The organism is Pseudidiomarina aquimaris (assembly GCF_003987395.1).
GTDB classification, from domain to species: domain Bacteria; phylum Pseudomonadota; class Gammaproteobacteria; order Enterobacterales; family Alteromonadaceae; genus Pseudidiomarina; species Pseudidiomarina aquimaris.
This window is the reverse complement of the sequence record NZ_PIPT01000008.1, coordinates 30,233-53,603: the sequence shown is the minus strand read 5'-3', so window position 1 is coordinate 53,603 and position 23,371 is coordinate 30,233. Positions and strand designations below refer to the sequence as shown.

The 23,371-nt window shown below is 53.2% G+C and carries 16 protein-coding genes; 7 read left to right on the top strand and 9 right to left on the bottom strand.

Features of this window, described 5'->3' with window-relative positions; translation table 11 throughout:
* Nucleotides 1-225 precede the first annotated feature (225 nt).
* Nucleotides 226-1,251 carry a hypothetical protein gene (locus CWE21_RS10515; protein WP_126834401.1) on the top strand — a complete coding sequence of 342 codons (1,026 nt, stop codon included), beginning with the start codon at nucleotides 226-228 and terminating at the stop codon, nucleotides 1,249-1,251.
* Nucleotides 1,252-1,303: 52 nt separating this feature from the next.
* Here CWE21_RS10515 and CWE21_RS10510 read toward each other — a convergent pair whose 3' ends face one another.
* Nucleotides 1,304-2,467: a porin family protein gene (locus CWE21_RS10510; protein WP_126834400.1), complete on the bottom strand. Its 1,164-nt coding sequence runs from the start codon at nucleotides 2,465-2,467 to the stop codon at nucleotides 1,304-1,306.
* Between the two features lie 344 nt (nucleotides 2,468-2,811).
* Between CWE21_RS10510 and CWE21_RS10505 the strand changes: the two genes are divergently transcribed.
* Genes CWE21_RS10505 through CWE21_RS10485 form a run of 5 tightly spaced genes read left to right on the top strand, consistent with a single transcriptional unit; the run spans nucleotide 2,812 to nucleotide 9,217 of the window.
* Nucleotides 2,812-3,975, top strand: a complete 1,164-nt coding sequence (locus tag CWE21_RS10505; RefSeq protein ID WP_126834399.1) for an iron-containing alcohol dehydrogenase — start codon at nucleotides 2,812-2,814, stop codon at nucleotides 3,973-3,975.
* Between the two features lie 11 nt (nucleotides 3,976-3,986).
* The gene (locus CWE21_RS10500; RefSeq protein ID WP_126834398.1) at nucleotides 3,987-5,330 is read left to right on the top strand and encodes a hypothetical protein; all 1,344 of its coding nucleotides are present in this window, start codon (nucleotides 3,987-3,989) and stop codon (nucleotides 5,328-5,330) included.
* Nucleotides 5,327-6,727 (top strand): sigma-54 interaction domain-containing protein, encoded by a 1,401-nt coding sequence (locus tag CWE21_RS10495; protein WP_126834397.1) that lies wholly within the window; start codon nucleotides 5,327-5,329, stop codon nucleotides 6,725-6,727. Before CWE21_RS10500 ends, CWE21_RS10495 begins: the two co-directional genes overlap by 4 nt.
* On the top strand, nucleotides 6,708-8,150 hold the full coding sequence (locus CWE21_RS10490) for an NAD-dependent succinate-semialdehyde dehydrogenase (protein ID WP_126834511.1): 1,443 nt from the start codon (nucleotides 6,708-6,710) through the stop codon (nucleotides 8,148-8,150). The genes CWE21_RS10495 and CWE21_RS10490 overlap by 20 nt, the downstream gene beginning before the upstream one ends.
* Before the next feature lie 32 nt (nucleotides 8,151-8,182).
* On the top strand, nucleotides 8,183-9,217 hold the full coding sequence (locus tag CWE21_RS10485) for a cyclase family protein (RefSeq protein ID WP_126834396.1): 1,035 nt from the start codon (nucleotides 8,183-8,185) through the stop codon (nucleotides 9,215-9,217).
* Between the two features lie 33 nt (nucleotides 9,218-9,250).
* Here CWE21_RS10485 and CWE21_RS10480 read toward each other — a convergent pair whose 3' ends face one another.
* The 6 genes from CWE21_RS10480 to CWE21_RS10455 all read right to left on the bottom strand — a co-directional run bounded on the left by CWE21_RS10480 (nucleotide 9,251) and on the right by CWE21_RS10455 (nucleotide 17,649).
* Nucleotides 9,251-10,447 carry a M14 family metallopeptidase gene (locus CWE21_RS10480; RefSeq protein WP_126834395.1) on the bottom strand — a complete coding sequence of 399 codons (1,197 nt, stop codon included), beginning with the start codon at nucleotides 10,445-10,447 and terminating at the stop codon, nucleotides 9,251-9,253.
* Nucleotides 10,435-13,584, bottom strand: coding sequence for a TonB-dependent receptor (locus CWE21_RS10475; protein WP_126834394.1), 3,150 nt, complete (start codon nucleotides 13,582-13,584; stop codon nucleotides 10,435-10,437). Before CWE21_RS10475 ends, CWE21_RS10480 begins: the two co-directional genes overlap by 13 nt.
* Nucleotides 13,585-13,699: 115 nt before the next feature.
* A complete protein-coding gene (locus CWE21_RS10470) occupies nucleotides 13,700-15,085 on the bottom strand; it encodes a FecR family protein (RefSeq protein WP_198675111.1) in 1,386 nt (461 codons plus the stop codon).
* On the bottom strand, nucleotides 15,075-15,659 hold the full coding sequence (locus tag CWE21_RS10465; protein ID WP_126834392.1) for an RNA polymerase sigma factor: 585 nt from the start codon (nucleotides 15,657-15,659) through the stop codon (nucleotides 15,075-15,077). Before CWE21_RS10465 ends, CWE21_RS10470 begins: the two co-directional genes overlap by 11 nt.
* A gap of 119 nt (nucleotides 15,660-15,778) precedes the next feature.
* The gene (locus tag CWE21_RS10460; RefSeq protein ID WP_157982763.1) at nucleotides 15,779-17,326 is read right to left on the bottom strand and encodes a COG3904 family protein; all 1,548 of its coding nucleotides are present in this window, start codon (nucleotides 17,324-17,326) and stop codon (nucleotides 15,779-15,781) included.
* 140 nt (nucleotides 17,327-17,466) lie between these two features.
* Nucleotides 17,467-17,649: a hypothetical protein gene (locus tag CWE21_RS10455; RefSeq protein ID WP_126834390.1), complete on the bottom strand. Its 183-nt coding sequence runs from the start codon at nucleotides 17,647-17,649 to the stop codon at nucleotides 17,467-17,469.
* Between the two features lie 142 nt (nucleotides 17,650-17,791).
* Between CWE21_RS10455 and CWE21_RS10450 the strand changes: the two genes are divergently transcribed.
* Nucleotides 17,792-19,438 carry a diacylglycerol kinase family protein gene (locus CWE21_RS10450; protein ID WP_126834389.1) on the top strand — a complete coding sequence of 549 codons (1,647 nt, stop codon included), beginning with the start codon at nucleotides 17,792-17,794 and terminating at the stop codon, nucleotides 19,436-19,438.
* A gap of 66 nt (nucleotides 19,439-19,504) precedes the next feature.
* On the opposite strand, the gene CWE21_RS10445 is transcribed toward CWE21_RS10450, so the two are convergent.
* Nucleotides 19,505-20,929 carry a sulfotransferase family protein gene (locus tag CWE21_RS10445; protein ID WP_126834388.1) on the bottom strand — a complete coding sequence of 475 codons (1,425 nt, stop codon included), beginning with the start codon at nucleotides 20,927-20,929 and terminating at the stop codon, nucleotides 19,505-19,507.
* Nucleotides 20,919-23,363 (bottom strand): TonB-dependent receptor, encoded by a 2,445-nt coding sequence (locus CWE21_RS10440; RefSeq protein ID WP_126834387.1) that lies wholly within the window; start codon nucleotides 23,361-23,363, stop codon nucleotides 20,919-20,921. Before CWE21_RS10440 ends, CWE21_RS10445 begins: the two co-directional genes overlap by 11 nt.
* Between the last annotated feature and the right edge of the window lie 8 nt (nucleotides 23,364-23,371).

Genomic DNA, 23,371 nt, shown 5'->3' with positions numbered 1-23,371 from the left:
TTTTCGGTGGTTTTGGTGGGGTTGGGCAGCTAAGTGTTTGTTCGGGTGTGGGTTTTGCTGGGGCAGAGGTGGGTCCCGCGAGAGCGCCGCGGGCTAATTCTGGGAGTGATACTGCCGACGCGTTTCATGGTGCCCAGCTCTGAATCGCGGCTATTTAGTATTTACAATACGTCAACAAACTTTTATATTTCCTGTCCCAACCATCTAATAATTAAAGGAAAACCCGTGAACGCACTCATGGAGAGTTATTTTCAAGTTCCCATTCAACTTGGTTTTGATATTGCTACCTCACTCACTATTATCGGTTCTTTAACTTATTTCGTTATTTCCATGCGCAAGCGTATCCGCGAAGAGCGTCAGCAGCGCTTTGATAAGCAAGTCCGTGGTGTTGCCGCAGAGCAGCTGCGAACGTCGATTTCTAAGCTTTCTGATCTTTTCATCCATAAACTGATTGCAGCGCTCGCGGAATACGATAGCGCGTTGCGGGTGAACCAGAACGTGTCGCACTTGGACCGAGAAATTGAAGCGTTAAAAGATCCTGAGCGTTTTGAGCGGGTGTTGGAACTGCTATCTGAAATGCGTGCCGCCAACGGTGAGTTTTATGAGATCTTGAGTGCTGAACGGTACAACATCATTCCGGTGATTGACTCCATTGAAGATGATTCGCAGTTGGTTCGCGAGTTTCTTGAGCAGCTATTTAAGATTGCCGCAGTACATGGCGAACAGGGGCGTGAAATCCAGTTATTGATTCGCGAATTGAAAGACTTATCGGCACAGATTGAAAAATTATGCGCTGAAAACAACATTGCGTCAGCTGAAGCGCTTATCCAAAACGATGAGGTACGGGGTCAGTTAATGCCCCTCGCGGCTTCGGTGGTTTACGATGAAAAATATTATCATTGGACCAAGTCATTTATTGATGACGAAGAGCACGAGGCCTTTTTGCATTCGATTTCCAACACCACTTCGTTAGCCGAAATGGAAGAGTCTGATCGCTCACGTTTTATCAATATCTGTGTGAGCTTGATTGGACAGTTGCAACGTAATCCGCATCGCCTTTTTGCGCAGGTATTAATCCTCGGTCGTGACCGTCAGCAAGATGCGAATAAATGCTGTAAAGAGGTGATGGTTACGCTGAGTGCAATTCTAAAGTATCTCCTTATGCGTGACTCCGATGACACTAAACTGCATCAGTTAGTGGCGACGTATAAATCCGCTGAGTATTTTGATTTAGAGCATCAGCGCCGCTAGCCTTATACGAGAAGCACCTCTACCGGCCGCGGCAGAGGTGCTTTTTTATGCGTTAGAAGCTCAATGCAAGACCGACACTGAAGGCAGTATTTTCGATACTTTCATTGGCATGACTTTCAGCTTCCATGCGTGATAGCTCACCTGAAACTGTGAACATGCTCCATAGCGTGTGGTAAACACCTAGGCTAGCTTTCGTCTGTTGTTCGACTTGGATCTGTGTGTCGACACCGGCGAGGTCAACTTTCGATACGCCATAGTTAAAGCCAAACTTAGTTGCGCCCATCATGTGCGTAACTTGGGTAAACCAGCCTGAGGTATCGCGTGGCGTGCCGTTAATGTCTGCGCCATCAACGAGAAGTCCGTAGTAACCAAAACCTTGACCGTCAAATGCCGATGCTGCCAGGCGCGTGTCGCCTAATTGCAGGGCGGCAGTTACGTCGATACCGCGTGCGGTGTAGTCACCACTCGGTGTTGCTACGTCTTGGCTATAGAAGGTGCTGGAGATGTAGCCCTTGTCGTGATTATAACGCAAGCGCCCGTGAATCCCTGGCCGCTCTGAACCTGAGTCGCCGACGTAGCCGTTGCCACCGAAGCTCACTGGATCAAGAGGCTGAAAAATACCGATGTCTGCTTGAAAGTTATCACCTAGCTGACGGCTATAGGTGATTTGTGACAGCCGGTCGGCAAATACATAACCATAACCGGCTGCGCCAAGAGTTGTATTCAGCGGGCTCCGAATTGCTGCCGGGGCACCAACACCGCCGAGTGCCATATCTTCCAAAACCACATCAATACCGAAGACGCCGTAGTCACGACCGACTTTCAGCGTTCCCATCTCAGCATTGCCAACAGTAAAGAAGGCGCGGTAGGCGCGGTTATCTCCGTTGCCATTAAAAGCACTATTATCGGTGGTGCCAGGCTCAACGGCGAGCATTGCCGTGATGTCAAAGCCTTCGCGTTGTGTGCTTGCAGAAAATTGAAAGCTCGCTGGGCTGTAGCCATTCGAAACTGATGTCGCATCTTCGCCAGTACACAAAAGCGCATTACCAGCGACAACTGCGCCAGAATCATCACAGTCGGCAAACACGGCATGCGCGTTCACATAGCCATGAAAGTTGAAATCCCAAGCTGCGTTTTCGGTGGCTGCGTGAGCGCTGCCTGCCATGAGTGCTGCGATGATGCTGGGTAAATAGAGCCGAGTTGTTTTGTGAGTCATTACCATTGCCTCTTGTAGTTGTTGTTATCGTTTTGATGACAGATGTCAGCGTCTGGTGACCTCTGGTGCATCATGTTGGTGCAATGGCTGTGCCAACTTAGTTCATATTTTTAACTTATTGTTTTTAAAGCTGTTTACATCATCACATTACGTTAACAATGATGATAGCATTCATCGATAAGGCTATCTTGATGAAATATTTCATCAATTCTTGTCTGTTTTCTCCGTTAACATTTATAAAAGTGCATATAAAACAGAGTCTTATAAAATATTGTAAAATTGGTACGGTGCTTGCACTCTATTTGGGCATCGAACGCTAAGAACTAGAACAACAAGGGAAGACTATGCGTACTTCAACCGTTCAAATATTTAAAACGGCGCGTCGGTTATTGACCGGAGCCCACGCAAGTCACGAGTTGGCTCGCGAAATGCAGCAACTTAATATGCAGCGGCCATTGATCGTAACTGACCGCGGTGTCAGCGAGGCTGGCATCATTGACACGATCAAAGAACAATTACAGCAAGCAGGAATTACCGAGCTGGAAATTTTTGCTGCGATTAATGCTGAGCCTGAGATGGCCGTAGTAAAAGCCTGTCGTCAACTGTTCGTCGAAAAATCCTGTGATGGTATTGTCGCGATTGGTGGCGGTAGCGCCATGGATACCGGCAAAGCAGTCGCTGTCTACGCTGGTGACGATCGACCGTTAGTCGAGTTATTCGGCGAAGAGCAAGTGCGTCCACGCCGCTACCCTTTGATTTGTATGCCCACGACTGCGGGTACTGGCTCAGAAGTAACTAATATATCTATTTTGGCTGACACGGCAGCGCAACTTAAGAAAGGGATTGTCAGTAATGAGCTACTGCCTGACGTAGCGATTGTTGCTCCCGAACTCACCTTGAGTTGTCCACCGTCGGTGACTGCTGCAAGTGGTATCGATGCGTTGGTGCATGCGGTTGAGAGCTACCTTTCAAATTTCGCAACCGCCCTCACGCAACCGTACTCGCTCGCCGCCGTACGAAAAATAAAGGCCAGCTTGGTCCGAGCTTATGAAGATCCCGAATGCATGCTGGCGCGTGAAGAAATGGCGACTGCCAGTTTAATGGCTGGCTTGGCATTTGGTAACGCCGGCGTTGGCGCTGTGCATGCTTTGGCTTATCCGCTCGGTGGCCGCTATCACTTATCCCATGGTTTAAGTAACGCAATGATGTTTGTACCCGTGATGCGTTGGAACCAGTCGAGTTGCCCCGAACAGTTTGTGGAGTTGGCCAAAGCCTTTGGCGCGCCAGATTCGATCCAAACCATGGCGGCGGGGGATTTTGTCATCGCGCAAATTAAAGAGCTGTGCGAGGCCGTGAATATCCCTAGTACTCTGCGGACCTTTGATATCCCTGAGTCAGAGCTCCCCGAGTTGGCGGTTGCGGCAAGTGGCGTCACGCGCTTGTTGCGGAATAATCCGCGAGAGCTATCGCTGAATGATATCGAAGCGATTTATCGCGAAGCTTACTAAGGAGCCGCATCATGTCGCTATGGAAACAACGTGTTGCGGGTGCCGAAGCTCCGTATTTTGCGCTAGGACCGTTCAAAGTACGTTTGCCGTTTGTGCACTATCGTTTTGAGTGGCCGGACTATTTTCAAGGGTTATTGATGTGCGCAGTCGACTTGGCTGCGATCTCATTGATGACCGAGTTGTTAGGTATGCCGTTCGAAGCGGCGTTAGCAATCGTCGTACTAAACGGTCTATTTTATCTACTCCATCACCTGTTGGGTGACCCAGTGGTGCCCGGCTGGATAACACCAGCAATACCGCTATTAATGATGTATGTGTCGATGTTTCCCGAGGGGGAGGCTCGCGTACACGCACTGATTGCGTTTCAAATGCTGCTTGGTTTATTCGCGATTGTGCTTGGCGCCTCAGGCGCGGCTAAACGTGTGGTTCAGCTTATCCCGAGTGCCATCAAAGCTGGGATTATCATGGGCGCAGGGCTCGCGGCCGTTGCTGTGGTGTTTGATGATGGCGGACGTTTTGAGAGTTATCCATTTACAATTTCCATTGCGGTGGGTATCGCTTTTTATCTGATCTTTTCCAAGCACTTTGCTGGCCTGCAATCACGGCATTGGGTTTTTGCCACCATCGGCAAACTCGGTATTTTCCCAATTATTGCATTGGCTATTGTAGTGGCGCCGTTGTTTTCTGAAGCACCGTGGCCCGAGATCGAGTGGGGATTTACCGCGCCAGACTTCGCTACAATGTTTAGCCAATACACCCTGTTTGGTGTAGGTTTCCCGCCTTTAAGCATGTACCTAAGTGCGATTCCTACGGTGCTTGCCGCCTACATTGTATTGTTCGGTGACGTGCTGCAGAGCAAAGCGATTCTTGATGAGGCCGATGAGGTTCGTCAAGATGAGAAGATCGATTATGACCCTAACCGCGCGCACATGATTTTTGGCGCGCGTAACCTTGGTATGAGTGTGATTGGTCCGGATGTCACCATGTGTGGGCCGCTGTGGGCGGCAATGCACGTGGTTATCGTCGAACGCTTCAAAAAAGGTCGTAAGGCGATGGACTCGATCTTTGGTGGTGCTGGCTCTTTCCGCTGGGGCACTAATACCGGTTTGCTATTGCTTCCGGTCGTGAGTCTAGTTCAGCCGATTCTTGGTATTGCCTTGGCCCTAACCCTACTTATTCAAGGCTATGTAAGTGTTCGTATTGGTATTCAAGAGGCGCAAACAGAGCGTGATCTTGGTATCGCTGGTGTGATTGCCGCCATTCTTGTGGTGAAAGGCGCGACCTGGGCGTTTGCGGCAGGTCTGTTGCTTTGCTTCTTGGTCTATGGGTGGCGGTTACGGGAGCAACGCGCATGATGTCAGGTGATAATCTTCAGCGTGTGATCGACGCCATGAGCGATGGTGTCTACATCACTGACGGCAACGGGGTGACGGTTACAGTCAATAAAGCCTATGAACGGATCTCGGGTATTCCGCGCAAGGTCTTGGTGGGACTGCACATGTCAGAGGTGGTAAACCGTGGCTATATTTCGCGTTCGGTCTCGCTCGAAGTACTAAAAGAGAAGGGCCCGGTAACGCTCACACAAACCATTGGTGACGATCATAAAATTCTTGTCTCGGGTACCCCAATGTTTGATCGGCAGGGGCGGCTCGAATATATCGTGACAACGGTGCGCAATGTGACTGAGCTGTTGCAGGCCAAGCGGGCAGAGGAACAACTCGAGCAGATTCTGCAGGTGCGTGAAAACTATAGTGGCCGCGAGGCACGTGACCCTTTTGTCATTAGTCGCGCCACCCAGCAGTGTTACGACTTAGCCAAGCGGGTTGCGCCGACCGCGGCGAAAATCTTGATTAAAGGTGAGACAGGTACCGGGAAAACGTTACTGGCGCGAACTATCCATGACTATAGTGCGGTGGCGCAAGGCCCGTTTATCGAGATAAATTGTGCGGCGATGCCAGAAAGCCTGCTTGAGGCTGAATTATTTGGCTACGAGCCTGGGGCGTTCACTGGCGCTTCACAAAAAGGGAAAACCGGCCTGCTCGAAGCGGCCAATAACGGTACGTTGTTTTTGGATGAAATTGGCGACTTACCGCTGAGTCTACAGGCCAAGTTACTTAAAGTGGTTGCTGAAAATCGCTTTATTCCGGTCGGCGGTACCCAGTTCAAGCGCACCAATCTGCGCTTGGTTTCAGCAACCCATCACAACCTGCGTGAATTGGTACAAGCGGGCGCATTCCGTGAGGACCTTTTGTATCGCCTGAGTGTGGTTCCGCTCGAGCTCCCTCCATTACGTGAGCGCACCGAAGAAATTGAAGCGTTGTTGAATCACTATCTCCACCATTTTAATTGCAAATATGAGCTTGATTGCCGCTGGCATCGTGACGTTATTGACTTGCTTTGTCGGTACCCGTGGCCGGGCAATATTCGCGAGCTTATCAACCTCACCGAGCGCTTAGTGGTAACCGCTGAACAGTCGTTGATAACGACGGCCCAGTTGCCGCGTGAAATGCGTGCGGACAATGGCATGGGGCGTGTTGGGGTAAGCCTAAAAGAGCAGGTTGAGGCCCTAGAGCAACAGTTAATCGAGCAAGCGCTAGAGCGCTATGGTACGACGCGTCAGGCTGCCGCCGCGCTCGATATTGATCAATCTACTTTGGTGAAAAAGCAACAGCGCTGGCGAGCACAGCAAAAAGCAAATGATGTAACTCAAAACGAGGAAGTGGAGTCAGATGATGTTCGAAAGCGACGCTAACGCAGTACGTCAGCAAGCCTACGTGAATGGGCAATGGCTTGTGGCTGAAGATCAGCGCGAGCAAACGGTTGTTAATCCTGCTACGGGCGAGACACTTGGCACGGTACCGCTGCTCAGTGGGGTACAAATAGAAGCCTGTATTGAGGCTGCTGAACGCGCATTTTACCGTTGGCGCGAGGTTCCTGCGCGTGAGCGTTGTGCACGGTTATTGGCGTGGTATGAACAGATACGGGCCGCGCGTGAACAGCTTGCGCGCATTCTTACGCTTGAACAAGGCAAGCCTTATGCCGAAGCGCTTGGTGAAATCGATTATGCCGCAAGCTACATTCACTGGTTTGCTCAACCCAGCCTTTTAGACACGGGGGCGACGCTGCCGTTTGCCGAGGAGCCATTGTCAATGATGGTGATCAGCGAGCCTGTCGGTGTTTGTGCAGCCATTACGCCGTGGAATTTTCCGGCTGCCATGATCACCCGTAAGGTCGCCCCAGCGCTTGCCGCGGGTTGTGTGATGATTGTAAAACCGGCGCCGGATACACCGTTTACCGCTTTGGCTTTGGCTGAATTAGCGGCTGAGGCTGGAATTCCAGCAGGTGTTTTGAACATTGTGACAGGGGATGCTCAGGAAGTCGGTGAGCGACTCACCGGATCGCCAACAGTTCGCAAGTTAAGCTTTACCGGTTCAACCGCAGTTGGACGCACGCTCATGGCACAGTGCGCGCCTACCTTGAAGCGTCTGTCGTTGGAACTAGGAGGTAATGCTCCGTTTATTGTGTGCGCTGACGCCGACATTGATGCTGCGGTGCAAGGAGCCATGCTCGCAAAATTCCGTAACGCCGGACAAACCTGTGTTTGCGCTAATGCTATCTACGTGGCGGACGAGGTCTACCAAGCCTTCGCTGAAAAACTGGTGGCGCAGGTCAAACAGTTAAAGTTGGGCCGTGGTGATGAGGAGGGGGTCAATATTGGTCCACTAATTAATCGCGCGGCCTTGCAAAAAGTTGAAGGCCTATTGGCGGCGGCAGTCGCGAGTGGTGCCACCGTTCAATGTGGTGGCGAGCGTTGGTCTGAGCGTTGGTTTCAGCCTACCGTGCTAACCGATGCCACTAGTGCCATGCAGTGTGTTCGAGAAGAAATTTTTGGCCCTATTGCACCATTGGTTCGCTTTACCGATGAGCAGGACTTATTAACGCAATTACGTGCGCAGGAAGCTGGTTTAGCCGCTTATGTGTACAGTCAAAACCTAGAAAAAATTCAACGCTTTGCGCGGCATTTAGAGGTAGGCATGGTGGGCTTCAACACCGGTATTATCTCGGATGCAGCAGTACCTTTTGGTGGCGTCAAAGCGTCGGGTATGGGCCGCGAGGGCGGTCGACAAGGCATCGAGGAATACCTCGAAACGAAGTACATCAAACTGAACAACTAACCACAATTCCAATAAGAAAAAGGATGCAATCCATGAAAACAACAAAGAGTCTTTTATCACTCACCATTGCTACTGCGCTTTTAGGCCTTTCGGCAAGTGCTGTTGCCGAGCAAACAGCGATTGAGAAGCTGCAAGCCGACATGCCAAAGAACTGGGGTAAGTGGGGCGATGACGACCAAATTGGTGCATTGAACTACTTAGACGATGCGCAAGCTTTGCGTGGCGTACAAGCGGTGAAGCAGGGCGAAAAATTCACCTTACAGTTGCCAATGATTCACGGTGTTGGCCCTGTTTTCCCTGGGCGCGTGCCAGCAATGCATTACATGACACAAGACGAAAGCATGTACTCAACGGGTAAGCTGGATGAGCTTGCGGGCGGCGTTAAATACTCTGATGACGCGGTATTCATGTATTTGCAAGGTACCACGCACATGGACGCTTTGGGCCATGCTTGGTATGGCGATGAGGTTTATGGTGGTGTCAGTGCCGATAGCACTGTGCATGGCCATGACCATGTCGATATTGGTGCATTGGCAAGCCACGGTATTGTCGGCCGCGGTGTTTTATTGGATGTAGGTCTGCAAAACGGTGGCGAATCAGGTCGTTTAGCACCGAGTAGTTGTGTAACCTTGGACGACCTAAAAGCGACTGCAAAAGCGCAAGGCGTTACTATTGAAAAACGTGATATTTTGCTTATCCGTACTGGCTCTGTCGGCCGTTTCTATACCGATACACCTGATGCTGAGTGGACCGCAACAACTGAACCAGGCTTGTGTTACAGCAAAGAACTCGTGAATTGGATCGACGATATGGAAATCCCAGTGATTGCAGCTGATAACTTGGCGGTAGAATTAGTACCGCAGAACATTGATGGCGTTGACTACGTGATTCCATTGCATGGCGCATTAATTCGTGACCTAGGTGTGGTGTTGAGCGAACTGTATTGGCTTGATGACCTAGCGGCTGATAGCGCTGAAGATGGTCAATACACCTTCATGTTTACCGCTGCACCGTTGAAAATGGAGCGCGGTTCGGGTTCACCGATTAATCCAATCGTAATCAAGTAAAAGAAAAGCTCTGCCCCTTCGTGGGGCAGAGCTTTATTTAGGTAAGTGTTCTAATAACGTTTCAGCAAGTGTAACTACAGCTGCTTCAGCGGTTGTTTTAATTTCCTGCCTATTCGTGTTATCACCGACTTCGTAAGTGACTGAATGCACGGCAAAGGTGTCGGCCACGTACTGTTTGAACACACCGCGGTCAGGGTTCGAGCCCGGCTTGTCTTTCACTTCCCAGTCGATGCGTGCAGCGAGGTCGGCAAGCCAGTCGGTCACCAAATGCGGATGCTGCAAAGGGGAGCCATCTGGGCGCTTATAGTCGGCCGGCATGGTGTAGTAGATGTTGTAATGAGTGGAATGAAAATCCAGCGCGAAAAATACTTCTTCACCGGCTTTTTCACGTTTTTGCAAGAACGCGTGGAGTTGCTGAGACTCGGGCTCGGCGCGTTTAAACCAATCACGGTTCAAGTCGACGCCGCCGGTGGTATGCCGCCAGTTGCCGAGGGCAACACCATCGGGGTTCATCAGCGGCACCAGCAGAATATTAAACTCTTTCCGTAAGCGTTCGAGTACGGCCGCGTCCGAAAACATCAATTCATTGCTGAAATGCATCAATGCCAGCGCACCGGTTACTTCGGGGGGATGCTGACGACCGATGATGACAAACCACGGCTTGCCTTCGCCGGCAATATGTTGATACGCCGGCAGTGGACGACCTTGGGCGCTTTCGCCGAGGGTAAATAGCTGTTGCTGTGGCCCTTGTGGCAAGCTCTCCAGCCAGTTGGCGTACATCGTTGCGTCGATGATCTCTTGGCCGGCAACGTACACGGGCTGCGACGGCTGCAAGGTTACCTTGAACTGCATGCGGTTGTCGTTTTCACTGTACGGGATCGGCTGCCACTGAAATTTGTCAGTGCTCACTTTCGGCGCATAGCGCGCGGGACCGTTGTGGCTGACCAGCGTGAGCTTGACTTCCTGTGGCGCCGTTAGGCCGTTTGGTTCTAGACGAAAGGCATACCAAGGGCTCGGATTAATCGGCAGGTCTTCTGGCTTGAGGTGCAAGCGGTAGGCGTGCTCACCTGTTTGTTCGCAACCATCGACACGCGCGGTGTCGAAGTCGGTGGCGATGGTTAGCTGCGCAAACTCACATTGCGCGGCAGCCACCGCCCCGACCGAAGTCAGAGCGGCAACGCTAAGTAGCAGAGAGCTGCCCGAGCGAGTTAAATGGCTTAAAACGCCCATGACCAAGTCCCATAGATGTAACGACCGCGGTTCGAGTGCACGCTAGAGAAGTAACCGAAGCTTTCATCAGCAATTGGTGGCTCTTTGTCGGCTATGTTACGGACACCGAAGCGTAAGCGGGTGCCGTCTAACGCGCCTTCGCGGAAGCGGTAGTCGGCATAGATGTCGACGGTGCTCCAGTTCGGGATGATCATGTTTTCGCCTGAAGACGTGGCAACGCTGGTTTCGATAAAGTCGCTGACGTAGTTATAACGTACGCCTGCGCCCCAGTTGTCGAAACGCCAGTCGATGCCGGCAAAGCCGCGCCATTCAGGGTTGCCGCTTTGACGTAACAGGTCACCGGCGCCGTACACCGGCAAGTCAATGGGTACTGCAGGGTTGCCCGCCGCTTGCGCTTCGAGCACGATGGCACTGATGGGATCAGGCTTTTGCACAAACTCTTTCAGGTGCGCTGCATTGATGGTGAACTCAAAGCGGCCCAGGCTCTCGGTGTCGTAGCGATAGTTGATGCTGGTGTCGATACCTTTGATGGTGCGCACATCGAGGTTGTTGTATTGGTTGGCAACGTAGATAACTTCAAGGTCGTCGTCGCGCACCACTGCCTCATTGCGTGAGCCTTCCGAGCGCAGCAATGAATCATAGAGCAGATGCGTTTGGCTGTTGAGGATACCAACTACGCCGTCTTGCTCGATGTCCCACCAGTCCACGGTGATAAGCAAGCCATCAATTGGTGCCAAGGCGATACCGTAACTCAGTGTTTCCGAGTTCTCTGGCTCGAGGTTGGTGTTACCGCCGCGGCGCTCTTCAATGCCGTAGCGCTGGTCGATAACCGGGTCGGTACGGGTGTTTGAGCGGCTGATACCTTGTTCAACAACTTGCGGTAGGTTCGGTGCACGGAAGCCTTCAGTATAAGCGGCACGTAGTTGTACCCAGTCAGCTGGCACCCAGCTCAGCGCTAGCTTCGGCTTAGTGACATTGCCGACGTCGTTAAAGCGTTCGTGACGCACAGCCACTTGCATATCAACGGTGTCGTGCAGCGGTACCAAGAATTCAGCATAGGCTGAGAACACGTTGCGACTGCCGCCAGAGTCAGGGCTTGAGCTGCTGCCTAGCACTGACGAGTCAGAGAGTAACTCTCCAGTCACTTGGTCGTAGAATGGGTTTGAGCCGTCGAGTAACGGGTCGCGGTCATCGGCGTAGCCTTCGTAGCGGTATTCAACCCCCGCGGCAACGCCGATATCGCCTGCATACCAGGTGGTAATGGCTGGGTTGGAGATCTTGAAGTCCCACAACGCGAGCTCGCTTTTGCTGTCGCGGCTAATGTTGGTGCGGATGCCGTCGAGCACGGCTTCAGGGTTACGCGCCCCAGCGCCATAGTTGACGTGGTCGAAGTTGCCGCCGATGAACGGGTTATAGGCGCGGCTCGGGTCGGTTTCGTTGATGGCTGCTTGCAGTGCGGCCACGTTAATACGGTTGTAAGCCATATCTTCAGTGTCGGCGCGCGAGTAGAGCACCGCACTTTCCCAGTCCCACAGGTCAATGTAGCCGCGTAGGCCAGCGAGCAAGCGGTAGCTGGTGTCTTTCACTTCGATGCGACGGCCACCAACATCCATTGGGCGGATGTTACGTAAGCCGATGTCTTCACCAAACGGGTTAAATGCGGCGTCGGCACTAATTGTGAAGCGTTGGGCGGTAAGGTTGGCGTTTTGTTCGCGACGGCGTTTGGCGGTTGCCTCGTAGTACAAAGCTTCACCGAACAGCTCTAAGTCATCGCTGAAGCTGTGGGTGAAATGGGAGAACAAGTTGATGCGGTCAACTGCCGAGGTCATGCTTTGATCAGCCGGTGCGGCGTCATAGCGCATGCTGCGTGGCAGTGAGCCCTCGTTGGCGCAAACGCCACCGCCGAAATCGTAGACTTCACAGTCGCCCATGCTGTCAGGTGCTAGGTGAATACGGCCAAAGCTGTCGGTGTCAAAAATCGCCCAGGGGCTCGAGAGTGAACGGTTGTCGAGTTGGGTATCGCCCTGAAACTGTTCTGGAATATCAGGATGGAAACGGCGATCTTCGCTCGCTGAGTAGTCGCGGTCGCTGGCTGGCATCTCGTCGCGCGAGTAGTAAGCCATCGACAGAGTGACTTTGGTTTTGTCTTCATTAAAGCTGAAGCCGGTTGCGCCGCTAGCGGAGATCTGGTTGTACGAGGTGCCTTCCGAGGCGCCGTAGTTCACGCGGAAGCGGGTACCGTCAATGTTGTCTTTCAGCACATAGTTGATAACGCCGGCGACGGCATCGGTACCGTAGATGGCGGCGGCACCGTCACGCAATACTTCGAGGCGGCGTAAGCCAGCGACTGGCAAGGTGTTCGAGTTAACGGTGGTGACCGGAACAAAGTTCTCGGTTTGCGTGCCGGGGTGCAACACTAGGCGGCGGCCGTTAAGCAAGGTCAGGGTGTTGCCAGTGCCGATGCCACGCAAGTTAATCGAGGCGACGTCACCGCGCGCGTCGTTCACACCGCCGATGGTACGCTCGTTGTTGAAGCTGATATCACCGACTTGCGGGATGGTTCTCAGTAGTTCGTCACCGGTTGCGGCGCCGGTATTTTCAATGTCGTCGGCGCTGAGAATGGTGACCGGCAAATTGCCTGCGGCGCGTGCACCACGAATGTTCGAGCCAACGACCTGAATACGTTCAACATTGGTTGCGCTATTTTCGTCGTCGGCGTTGGTAAGTTGCTCACGAAAATTTTGCTGCACCCGCGAGGTGTTAGTTTGCGTTTTGATAACGTAGGTGGCGGCGCCTTGTTGTTCGAAGGTCAGCCCAGTGCCTTGCAACACGTTGTTGAGTGCTTGCTCGACACTGAGGCTGCCTTGAACAGAGCGGGAGCTTTTGCCTCGCGTGACCTCAGGGGAGAAGATAATTTGGGTATTGGTTTGTTCAGCGAGCGCGAGCAGGGCGTCGCTGGTTGCTTGCGCTTCGAGATTGAGTTGGTACGTGCTGGTAGTTGCGGCGCTGGTTTGTGTGTTGGCTTGTGCGCTGTTTTGGGCGTTGCTTGTTTGGGCACTGGCTTGGTGGCTGGCCACGCTGGTACCGAGCGCGAGTAGGGTACAACAGGCGACATAGCTGAGTTTTGGCTGTTTCATCCTGGTTTCCTGTAATTGTTTTGGAATTTTAGTTATTAGTTTTCAAAGGTGTTCTTTCAAAGGTGTTCTTTCATAGGTATCTACGCAGCGTGGTCAGAAAACCTCAAAGAAATTTTCATTTTGCTGCAATATAAATGTGCTCTTGGTCTTTAATCACTTGCACGGGCAGGGTTGCAGCGATGGCGTCAAGAATCGCATCACCGTTTTTGAGGTGGAATACACCGCTGATTTTGAGATCTTTGGTGTGTTGGCCGCGTAGCGCGATTTTGTGGGTGCGATAGCGGTTAAGCTCTTTTATTACGTCTTGTAATGGATCATCGTCGAAACGCACCACGCCGCGACGCCAAGCTTGGCTGGTTTGTGCTTGCTCGAATTGTTGTGCTTGGATGATTTTGTTGTCATCGCTGAAGGCGCCGATGTCGCCGGCGAGTAGGTACTCGGTGTAGCTGTTTGGCTGTGATTGCTGGCTATTTTGCTGAGCTTGGGCGTCAGCGTCTGGGGTTGGGGTTGAGTTTTGCGCTGGGTCTCGGCCTGAGCTTGTGCCTGTGTCCGTGCCTTGACGGGCGCTTGGCGCGCGGCGTTGAACCGCGACACGACCTTCTATTACCGCGACTTTTAGCACATTCTCATCATCGCGCTGGCGCACATTAAAGGCTGTGCCAAGCACTGTGATTTGCTGTTCTTGGGTGGCCACGGTGAACGGGCGATTGGCGTCTTTGGCGACATCGAAGAACGCTTCGCCGCTGAGCAACTCTATTTGGCGCTCTTCTTTCAGCATTGTCACTCGAATCGTGCTGTCGGTATTGAGGCTCACTTCGGAGCCATCGTCGAGCCTAATGTGGCTGACTTCACCAACTTTGGTGCTGAATACGCGGCTTTGCGCAAGCGGCATTTGCGCGGCTTGGTGTGTAATGCGAAACGTATCGTTGTCGGTGTTTGCTGGCGCGCCTGTTTCTGCGTTGGTTTTATTGCCGTTGCTGGTTGGCACTTGCACGGTTTGTGTTACTGGCTGCTTGCTGGTTGGCGTCGGCACGAAGTTCACCGCCAGTAAGACGCTGACGAAGGCGATACTGGCGGCTAGTGCGAGCTTTTTCCATAGTTGTGGTGCGGTTGTTGCTTTTGGTGCTTTTGTGGCTTTTGTTGCGTGCTGTTGCCGTTGTTGCTGCTGAGCGGGGTGCGCCGGAGTAGCGTTTGCTTCGTTGGCGATGTCGCCGCTGATTTCGCCGTTGATTCCGCTGTCATGGTTCTCGCTGTCGTGGCACTCGCTGTTGTGGCTCTCGCTGTTGTGGCTCTCGCTGCCGCTGCGATATAGTTCGGCGCTCAAATCCCACACCGCTAGCGCCTCTTCGAAGGCCTGCTCGTGCGCAGCGTCTGCCAGGCGCCAACGTTGCAGTTCGCGCTCTTCTTGTGCCGTCATCTCGCCCGAGTACAGGCGCGTGACCCAATAGCTCGCCGTGGCGGCGTGTGGTGCGTTGGCGTTCGCGTTCGCTTTAGACATCATGCTCTTCCTTAGCGATGGCATGGCGGGCACTGGTGAGTGCCGCGGCAATGTGTTTCTCAATGGTGCTCACCGATAAGCCTAGCCGATCGCTAATTTCTCGGTAGCTCAACCCTTCGATGCGATGCAGCATAAAAGCCTGCCGTTGCGCGGGTTTGAGCTTTTGCAACGCATGATCGATGCGCTGCAGCTTACGTTTGTTGGCGAGGCTGCGCTCAGGCGAGTTGACCTCGCAGTAGAGCGGAACCTCGTCGTCGTCATCGTTACTTGAAATATGACTCGCTTGTTTGCGTGCTTGCGCTCGTCTGGCGCGGTCGATGATCAAGTTGCTGGCAATTTGCAAAAGATAGTTGCGGGTGGTGTCGAGGCGCCCGGCTAGCTTTGCCGGAAGGTCCTCGATTTGGCTGAGGCGCATATAAACGTCTTGCAGCACGTCATCGCACTCATGCTGTTGCTCGGTGTGCAGACGTACGCGAATGAACCGGCGCAGCGCAAAAGTATGCTCCGCCAGCAATCGCTCGATTAACCCATGACTCGCCGCTCGCCGAGCCTTCCGCACCATCAATTTCTCACCCATACCTTACTTTACGCAATCGCGCCGCAAAACCTCCACTTTTTTTTCGCGGGCAGAGGTCCGCGCATTTCCGCTAGCATGAGAGAGGGCAGCCCTCCCTCATGTTAGAGAAATTTTGGGGGTTACTCCGGCTCGATTAAATAGCGTACTAAATTCGCGGCGCGCGCGTCTGGCAAGGCCTTGGCGAGGTACGCGTAGAAATGTGCGATGGACTGACAGTGCAGTCGGTAACCTTCGTTGGAGGGTTCGAATGCGTCGAGGGCGGTAATGTCTTGGTTGATTGTTGCCAAGACATGGTCGAGATCTGCGTACGCCATCTCGTAGTCGATGGTGGGTAACCCTTGCCGCAAGCCTTGCTCGAAAATACGTGTAATTTCTTCGGCAAATAACGCATCGTCTTGATAGCGCATGACGCGCTCGTAGTCGGGGTAGCCATACTCGCCTGGGTACAAGGTTTGCATACATAAATCGGGAGCGTGTTCGGCTAACTGGTTGTAGAGGGCGGTTTCGTTCTCGATGACCTCCAGCAATAATTGGTCATCAACGCGTCGCAGGGACTCCAGTTTTAGGTTGCTGACAAAGTTGCTTATTGTTAATTCGGCGTTTTGTGTGTGGTTGGCGTCGTTTGGGATGCTTTCAAGCTGACGTTCAAGTTCTTCGTATTGGGCTGGCGAAATGTTGCGTATAAGCGCTACAACATCGAGCTGGCTTTCCGTTTCGGCACCTTGGGCCGCGCTTGGTTGTGCTGTTGGGGCAGAGGTCGGGACCATGCTTTCACGTTCGACTAGGTGATGGACCACATTACTTGTCAGCAATAGCTCTTCTTCCGGGTACCACATGTCATCCGGTGCGGCTTGATACATATCGCGCAAAAAGCTGGGGCTGACACCCTGCAACTGAAAGTAGTTCCTCACTTTACGTTGTAAGCGCTCGATATTGGAGGTGTCGGGATCGGCTGTGGCGTAGGACTGCAACTGGTGAAAGCCAAGCTGGGCGCCTTTCGCGAGGATGCGTGTGTCGCCGCTGATGAACAAAATACTGCATGCCGAGGCGCAATGTTCGTCGACGTAGGTGGTAATTTTATGTTCGTCGTTGCGATAGTTTTTGAGGGCATTAATGATACGAAATGTTTCGTTGAGATCGCCGCCGTGACTGTTGAGTACTAGGGTGTCAATGGCTTTATGTTGCTCGAGCTGTGCAACGACGCTATCTGAAATGGTGACGCCGATTTCGCCGGTGATCACGAGTTCGTAGCCATTTTCGCTGACGTAAACGTCGAAATCTTGGTTTTTTGCGTTTTCGGTGCGCAGGTTGAAGTCTTCGATGGCGATGCCGAGGTTACCGATAAGTGAGAGTACGCCGAATGCCATGAGTAACTTGACGATGCCAGTGATGACGGGGCTTCCACCTTTGGCGCGATAGCTCGTGGCGCTGCGCCAAGTGCCGACGATTTGCCAGACGCCGATGATAACTGCGAAAAGAATGAGGCTAAGAACGACAATTTGCGCGGTTTGCCATCTAATTCCGTCAAGGAATCCGCCGAATGTGGTGATGCGCGAAATCATGGTTATCAGCAGATTTAGGAAAACAACGTTGCCCCAAAACGACACGGACAACGGGAGCTCGCCGCGCCAATGGCGGACGAAATAATTCGGTTTTTTACTTTCCATTTTGTACTTTTGAACTTCCGTTGTTGTTGTTTTTGTGTGCTTTACTTTAGCGTGAGTGTGCGCTTTCGGCAACGCCAGCGTCGCTCGCATGAGGGAGGGCTGCCCTCTCTCATGCTACTTGCGAACGGCTGACCTCTGCCCTAGCTCTTACCAGGCGTTGATTTTGAGACATCACTGCTGGTGGCGGCGGATGGCTGAGCAGAGGAGAGGAGAGTCCCGCCGCCAACCAGCAGTAGATGAAACACCAATGGCGCTGAGATGATCGCCATGTAGATAAGTTTATAGCGGAGACGATTCGCGCGGTTTGTCGTTCGGTTTGCCATATTTGCCGCCATATCTGCATTTATGTGAGTGTATACAAATGATAACCATTCGCATTTAGGTGTCAAGTTTTTCTTGGGCAGAGGTCATCGCGTTTTTGTGGTAGAAAGGGAGGGCAGCCCTCTCTCATGCAAGGAGTTGTTTATGCACATCCGCCCGGTGGTTCCGACGGCTTATTTAGCTGGCGCTTTGGTGGCGTTATTTGCGGCGATATTCGCACAGCACTGGATAATTAAGGCGTTGTTATTTTGGTGCTTTTTGGCGCTGGCGATGGTGTCAGCGGCTTATTGGTTTAATTTGGCAGGGGTGTTCCGCAAGCGTCAAGGTGGCAAGATCCCGATTTACATTCGCTGGCTGTTGTACCCGTTTCTCGCGGGCGTCAGTGTCTATAACTGGTTGGCGCGCCGGCGTGACAATGTAGCCGCGTGGCATGAGGTTGCCGATGGCTTGTACGTCGGGCGTCGACTGTTTGCGTCGGATGTGGAGGCGTTGAAAGAGCAAGGTATTGGTGCAATTTTGGATGTGACCGCCGAGTTTGATGCGCTAGATTGGGCTTCGGAAGAGGCCGAAATGGTGTATTTGAATTTGCCGGTTCTGGATCATGTTGCGCCATCGGATCATCAGATCCATGAAGCGCTGCAGTGGATTCAGCATCAGCATGATGAGGGGCGCAAAGTGCTGGTGCATTGCGCGTTAGGCCGCGGCCGCTCGGTGTTTGTCGTGGCTGCGTACCTGTTGATGCGGACCGAGGCGTCTGAGGTGGCAGAGGTGCTGCACTCGATACAGGGTGAACGCTCGATTGCGCGGCTAAATAGCATGCAGGAACAAGCACTTGAGCGCTTTGCCAAAGATAATAAACTGCTGCTGGCGAAGGATGTTTGGATCATCGCAAATCCGGTCTCTGGCGGCGGCAAATGGAAGAAGGCGAAAGCCGAAGTGCTTGACTTCCTAGCTCCCTATTTTAATAACCATGTTCTTGAAACTACGCCAGAAATTAACGCTACAAAGCGAGCTGAAGAGGCAATGGAACATGGTGCTAAGCTGCTGATTGCGGTGGGTGGTGACGGTACGCTTACCGAGGTTGCCAGCGCGCTGCGCAATACCGACGCGGTGATGGCGATGATTCCGATGGGAACAGCGAACTCTCTGAGCCAAGCTCTGTGGGGATTGAGCTCGAAACTATCGCCGGTGTCGGCCGCCTGTACCACGGTTATCGAGGGGCGATGCCACGCGGTCGATGTTGGGCTGGTAAACGATAAGCCGATGTTGCTCTGCGCTGCGGTGGGCTTTGAGGAGCGGATGATCTCTAAGGCCGATCGCGAGGCGAAAGATAAGCTAGGCCAATTCGCGTACTTGCAGGCGTTGTGGCAAGCGGTCAATGAAAACGAGGTGTTAGAGTTTGAAGTCGCGCTCGACGATGGTCCGTTCGAGAGCTGGCGCACGAGTAGTTTGATAGTGGCAAATGCGGCCCCAATTACCACGCTTTTAGCGCAGGGCAGAGGTAATCCGATGATGGACGATGGCAAGCTAGATCTGACCTGGCTGGAACCTAAAGACTCGGGAGAGAAAAACGTACTGAGTTTGATGGAGTTACTGTATGCCGGAATGACCGAAGACAATCTCGGTGTGAACACGGGGCATACACAAGCAACTTCAGTTAGGGTGCGACGTGCGGATGGCGCAGAGCTAAAATTTGCCGTCGACGGCGAAATATATGCTGATACAGAGATCCGTATTTCACTGCAGCCTCGCGCATTGAATATCCTCATTCCTGAACAAGCCGAATACTAACAGCACCTCGTGGGGCAGAGGTCCCGTCTTTCCGGCTAGCATGAGAGAGGGCTGCCCTCTCTCATGCTAGTCAAACAGGTGGTATTTGGCGGCGAGGCCGATGGAGCGGGCGTGCAGGGCGTTTCGGACCTGGCTGGCGCTGCCGGTGGTAGAGGCATTTTTATTACTCTCATTGAACTGCAAAGCGCGCTCGTAGGCCCCGTCACTCCAGTCAATGCTGCAGTAGTCGATGAGGTTGCGTAGCGACCTCTGAGGTTTCTGTACTAGGTCTTCGTAGCTTAGGGTGAAGATGTGGTTGGTGGGCTCCGCGCTGGCGGCGGTGCAGAGGCTGCGGGCGGCGTCAGTGTAGGCGCTAATCTCGGTTAAGTCGTACGACCATGGATAGGCTTCGTTGAATAGGTGCTTGTAGAGCGCGAGGGCGTGGTCGTCAGGGTCGCGCTGCAAGTATATGATGCGCGCTTGCGGCAAGGCGCGCCGTAAAAAGCCGATGTTGAGAAGGTTCAAAGGCATTTTGTCGATAACGTACGGTGCGTCACCATGGCCTGCTTGCCGCAGCATTTGTAGGTAGTCACGTCCGATTTGTGGCCAGTCGAGTTCGGTGGCGTAAGTGACGAGTTCTGCTTTGGACTTCGGACGTGCAAGTTTGCCGTTGCGGGCGATATATGCCTGCTGCAATGCGCGGCCAAGTAACTGCGGGAAAAACGGCAATTCGCCGGCGGTCTCAATGCCTGAGTCGGTGCTGAGCATGCGCTCCAACAGCGTCGACCCCGCGCGCGGCAGGCTAACGATGAAGATTGGGGTCGGTCCAGTTTCCGTCGCCGCAGAAGCTGAAGCAGATGCTGCGCGCGACCCCGCCAGTTCGTCCACCAAATCTCGCAATGCCGCCATCGTTGTAACGTCGTCGCGTACGTCATAACGCAAGTGCTTGCGGCGCAGAGCGGCGCCTTGCTGCAAATAGTCGCGCGCGGCGTCGTAGTCTTCGATGTCTTCGCACTCTTTGGCGAGCGCATAAAGCAACTCAACCCGTTGCCGCGGCGACCCCGACCCAGACCCCGACCCAGACCCAGACCCCGACCCCGACCCCAAACCAGCCGAAGACCCAACCGAAGACCCAGCCGAAGCCCCAACCCCAACCCCAGACCCAGCCGAAGACCCAGCAATCTCAGCCAGCACTCGTCGCATCGAAGCAACATGATTATCGCCAGCGCTCCAGCGGCGCAACCCGCTTAACAGCAACCACGCAGCAGAATCCCCAGGGCGCAAGGCCACAACCCGCGTCAACAATGACTCGGCCAGCGGCAACGAACCTGTGATGCGCGCCAACGAAGCGTAGTTAAAGAGTAAGTCAGCGTCTGACGGCGCCAACGCCGCCGCCGAGGCATAAAGTTTGAGGGCAGAAGCATAAGCGCCGCGCTCGGTTTCCCGAAGCGCGGCGTTAGCAAGTTCACCAGCCTTCAAAGCCTCACGAGCCTTCAAAGCATCACCAGCCAAACTGATAGCTCACCTGCAAGCCAATGGTGCGCGGCTGCGAAATGTACTGTTTCGAGCTGTTGCCGTAGAAGTTTTCGTCTGGGTCAGTACCCATGTAAGCCTCTGATAACACGCCAGTTACGCCTTCTTCGTTGAAGATGTTCTTGGCGAATAAGGTAAACTTCCATTGGTCGGCATGCAAGCTGGTGCTCAGATTGGTAATCGCAAAGCTATCCAGGTCGATGTCGAATTTAGGATTTGAGCCCAATGAATTTCGTGACGAAGACTGATAGTAGGTGCTCACATTGGTGACCAAATACATACCTGACGGCAAGTCCATTGAATGGTTCAAGCCAGCACTGAAAGTGTTCTCGGCCATGCTTGGTAGTTGCTCGCCGGCTTCTGCATAGACATAGCTTGATGGATCTGCCGCCGTACCTGAAGGGACCACTAGGTCTTCGGTGAGTTCAGCATCCACATAGGCGTAGCCGATGTTGTACTTCAAGTTGTCGGTCAAATAGCCTTTCAGTTCGAGTTCCAAGCCTTGTGAGACTGCTTCTTCACCATTCACCGCGGCATAGAAGCCCCAATTTGGTGTGGCCACATTCAATTGAGGGTCGTCCCAGTTCATGCGGAACAAGGTTGCCGAGTAATTGTGACGGCCAATGCGGCCTTTCACACCAGTTTCCATGTTGAGCACGCTGTCTGGTGCGTAGCTCAAATAGGCTGGGTTTTCGGCAAAGCCTCCGGTGATCGGCACGGCGCTGGTGCCACCGCGACGATAACCTTCTGAAACCGTGGCATACCACATTATGCTGTCAGAGATATCGTACGAAGCATTAAATTTAAACAAGGTGCCGCTGTCGTCAAATGATGAGCTCACGTCAGCAGGCCCCGGATAAATCGGTAGCTCAATGACGGTGTCATTATCAATGTCATTGTTAAAGCTGCGCAGACCAGCTGTCATACGAAATACGTCCGAGACATTCCAGGTGAGTTCACCGTAAACCGATAAATCACGCAGGCTGCGGTTGTCGCGATATAAGAAGTCTTGGTCACCTAGCACACCGCCCCAGCTGGCAAGGGTTTCGTCAAAGCCGCTAGCTTCGGCCCATTCGCTGAAGCCTGGCATGAGGCTGTCTTGGCCTGATGCGGTGTCTTGGTCGAAGTAGAACGCACCGACAATCCAGTCGAACGTTTGCGTGCCGTTTGACACTAAACGCAATTCTTGGCTGAAGCCTGAGTCTTCATAAAAACGCTCAGCGATCGCTAATGGACGCGGGCTGCCACCGTAGAACCAAGCGAACCAGTTGTTTTGTGCGTAGAAGCCTGAGTTGTCACTGGTTGAGCTGCCGTCATGTTCGTAGTCCGAGGTGGTTGAAGATAAGGTGGCGAAACCGAGGTCCCATTCGAGTTCCAATGAGGTCATGCTGACCTCTCGCTCAGAAGGTTCGCGATGTACGGCGCCGTTCTCGTAGTCACCGTAACTGCTTTCGGTGCCGCCGACCCAGTTGGTGCCGGTGGTGACTTGGCGGCGACCGCCAATATCATCGGACTGGAACTGGTGGCTTAACAGCGCCGAGAAGTCTTCGGAAGGCTGCCACAGCATGCTCACACGACCGTAATCGATGGCGACAGTATCGGCATCTTCGACGCGGGTGAAGACTGGGTCGCCGTTGGCGATATCACCGCCCTCGGCTACTGGCGCACCGTTGCTGTTCAAGCGATAAACGTTGGCGTAGTCGACAATGCCGTCATTATCGATGCGGCCAAAGAAGGCCCGCACGGCAACGCTGTCGCTAAGCGGTTGGTTGACCAACACATCATAATGCTGGTTAAAGCCATCGGAGCCTTCGGTTTGGCTGAGCTTCGCGTCAACTTTGGCGTAGCCGCCGTAAAGGTCTGGCTTATTCAAGGTGTAGCGCACGGTCCCCGCCAGGGAGCCGGAGCCGTACAGCGTACCTTGTGGACCACGCAAAATCTCGACAGCGTCGATGTCTTTTAGAATGAAGTTGGCGAATAGTGGCGTGTCATTTACGTAGGTGCTGACCGTCGGTACTGCGTTTAGGGCAAAGTCACCGTTACCGGCCGAGTCGACGTTCATGCCACGAATGACGATATTGTTGATCACGCCTGAGTTGCGGTAGCCGCGATCAACGACAGTAATGCCTGGCGTTTGGCGCATGACGTCAACTTGGTCGACGATGAGCTGTTCTTCCAGTTCCTCACCGGAAACCACCGAGATGTTATACGGGATCTCGTTGACGGTTTGCGGGCGGCGAGTTGCCGTCACAATAATGCGCTCGTCGGCTTGTTCCGCTTGCTCTTGCTGCGACTGCGACTGCGCTTGAGACTGCGCTTGTGCTTGCGCGTACACCGGTGCGCCAAGCATTAAAGCTGAGCCGACAGCGAGTGCCAGCGGTGCGATTTTAAAGTGGTTGTTGCTCTGTTTCATCAGGATTC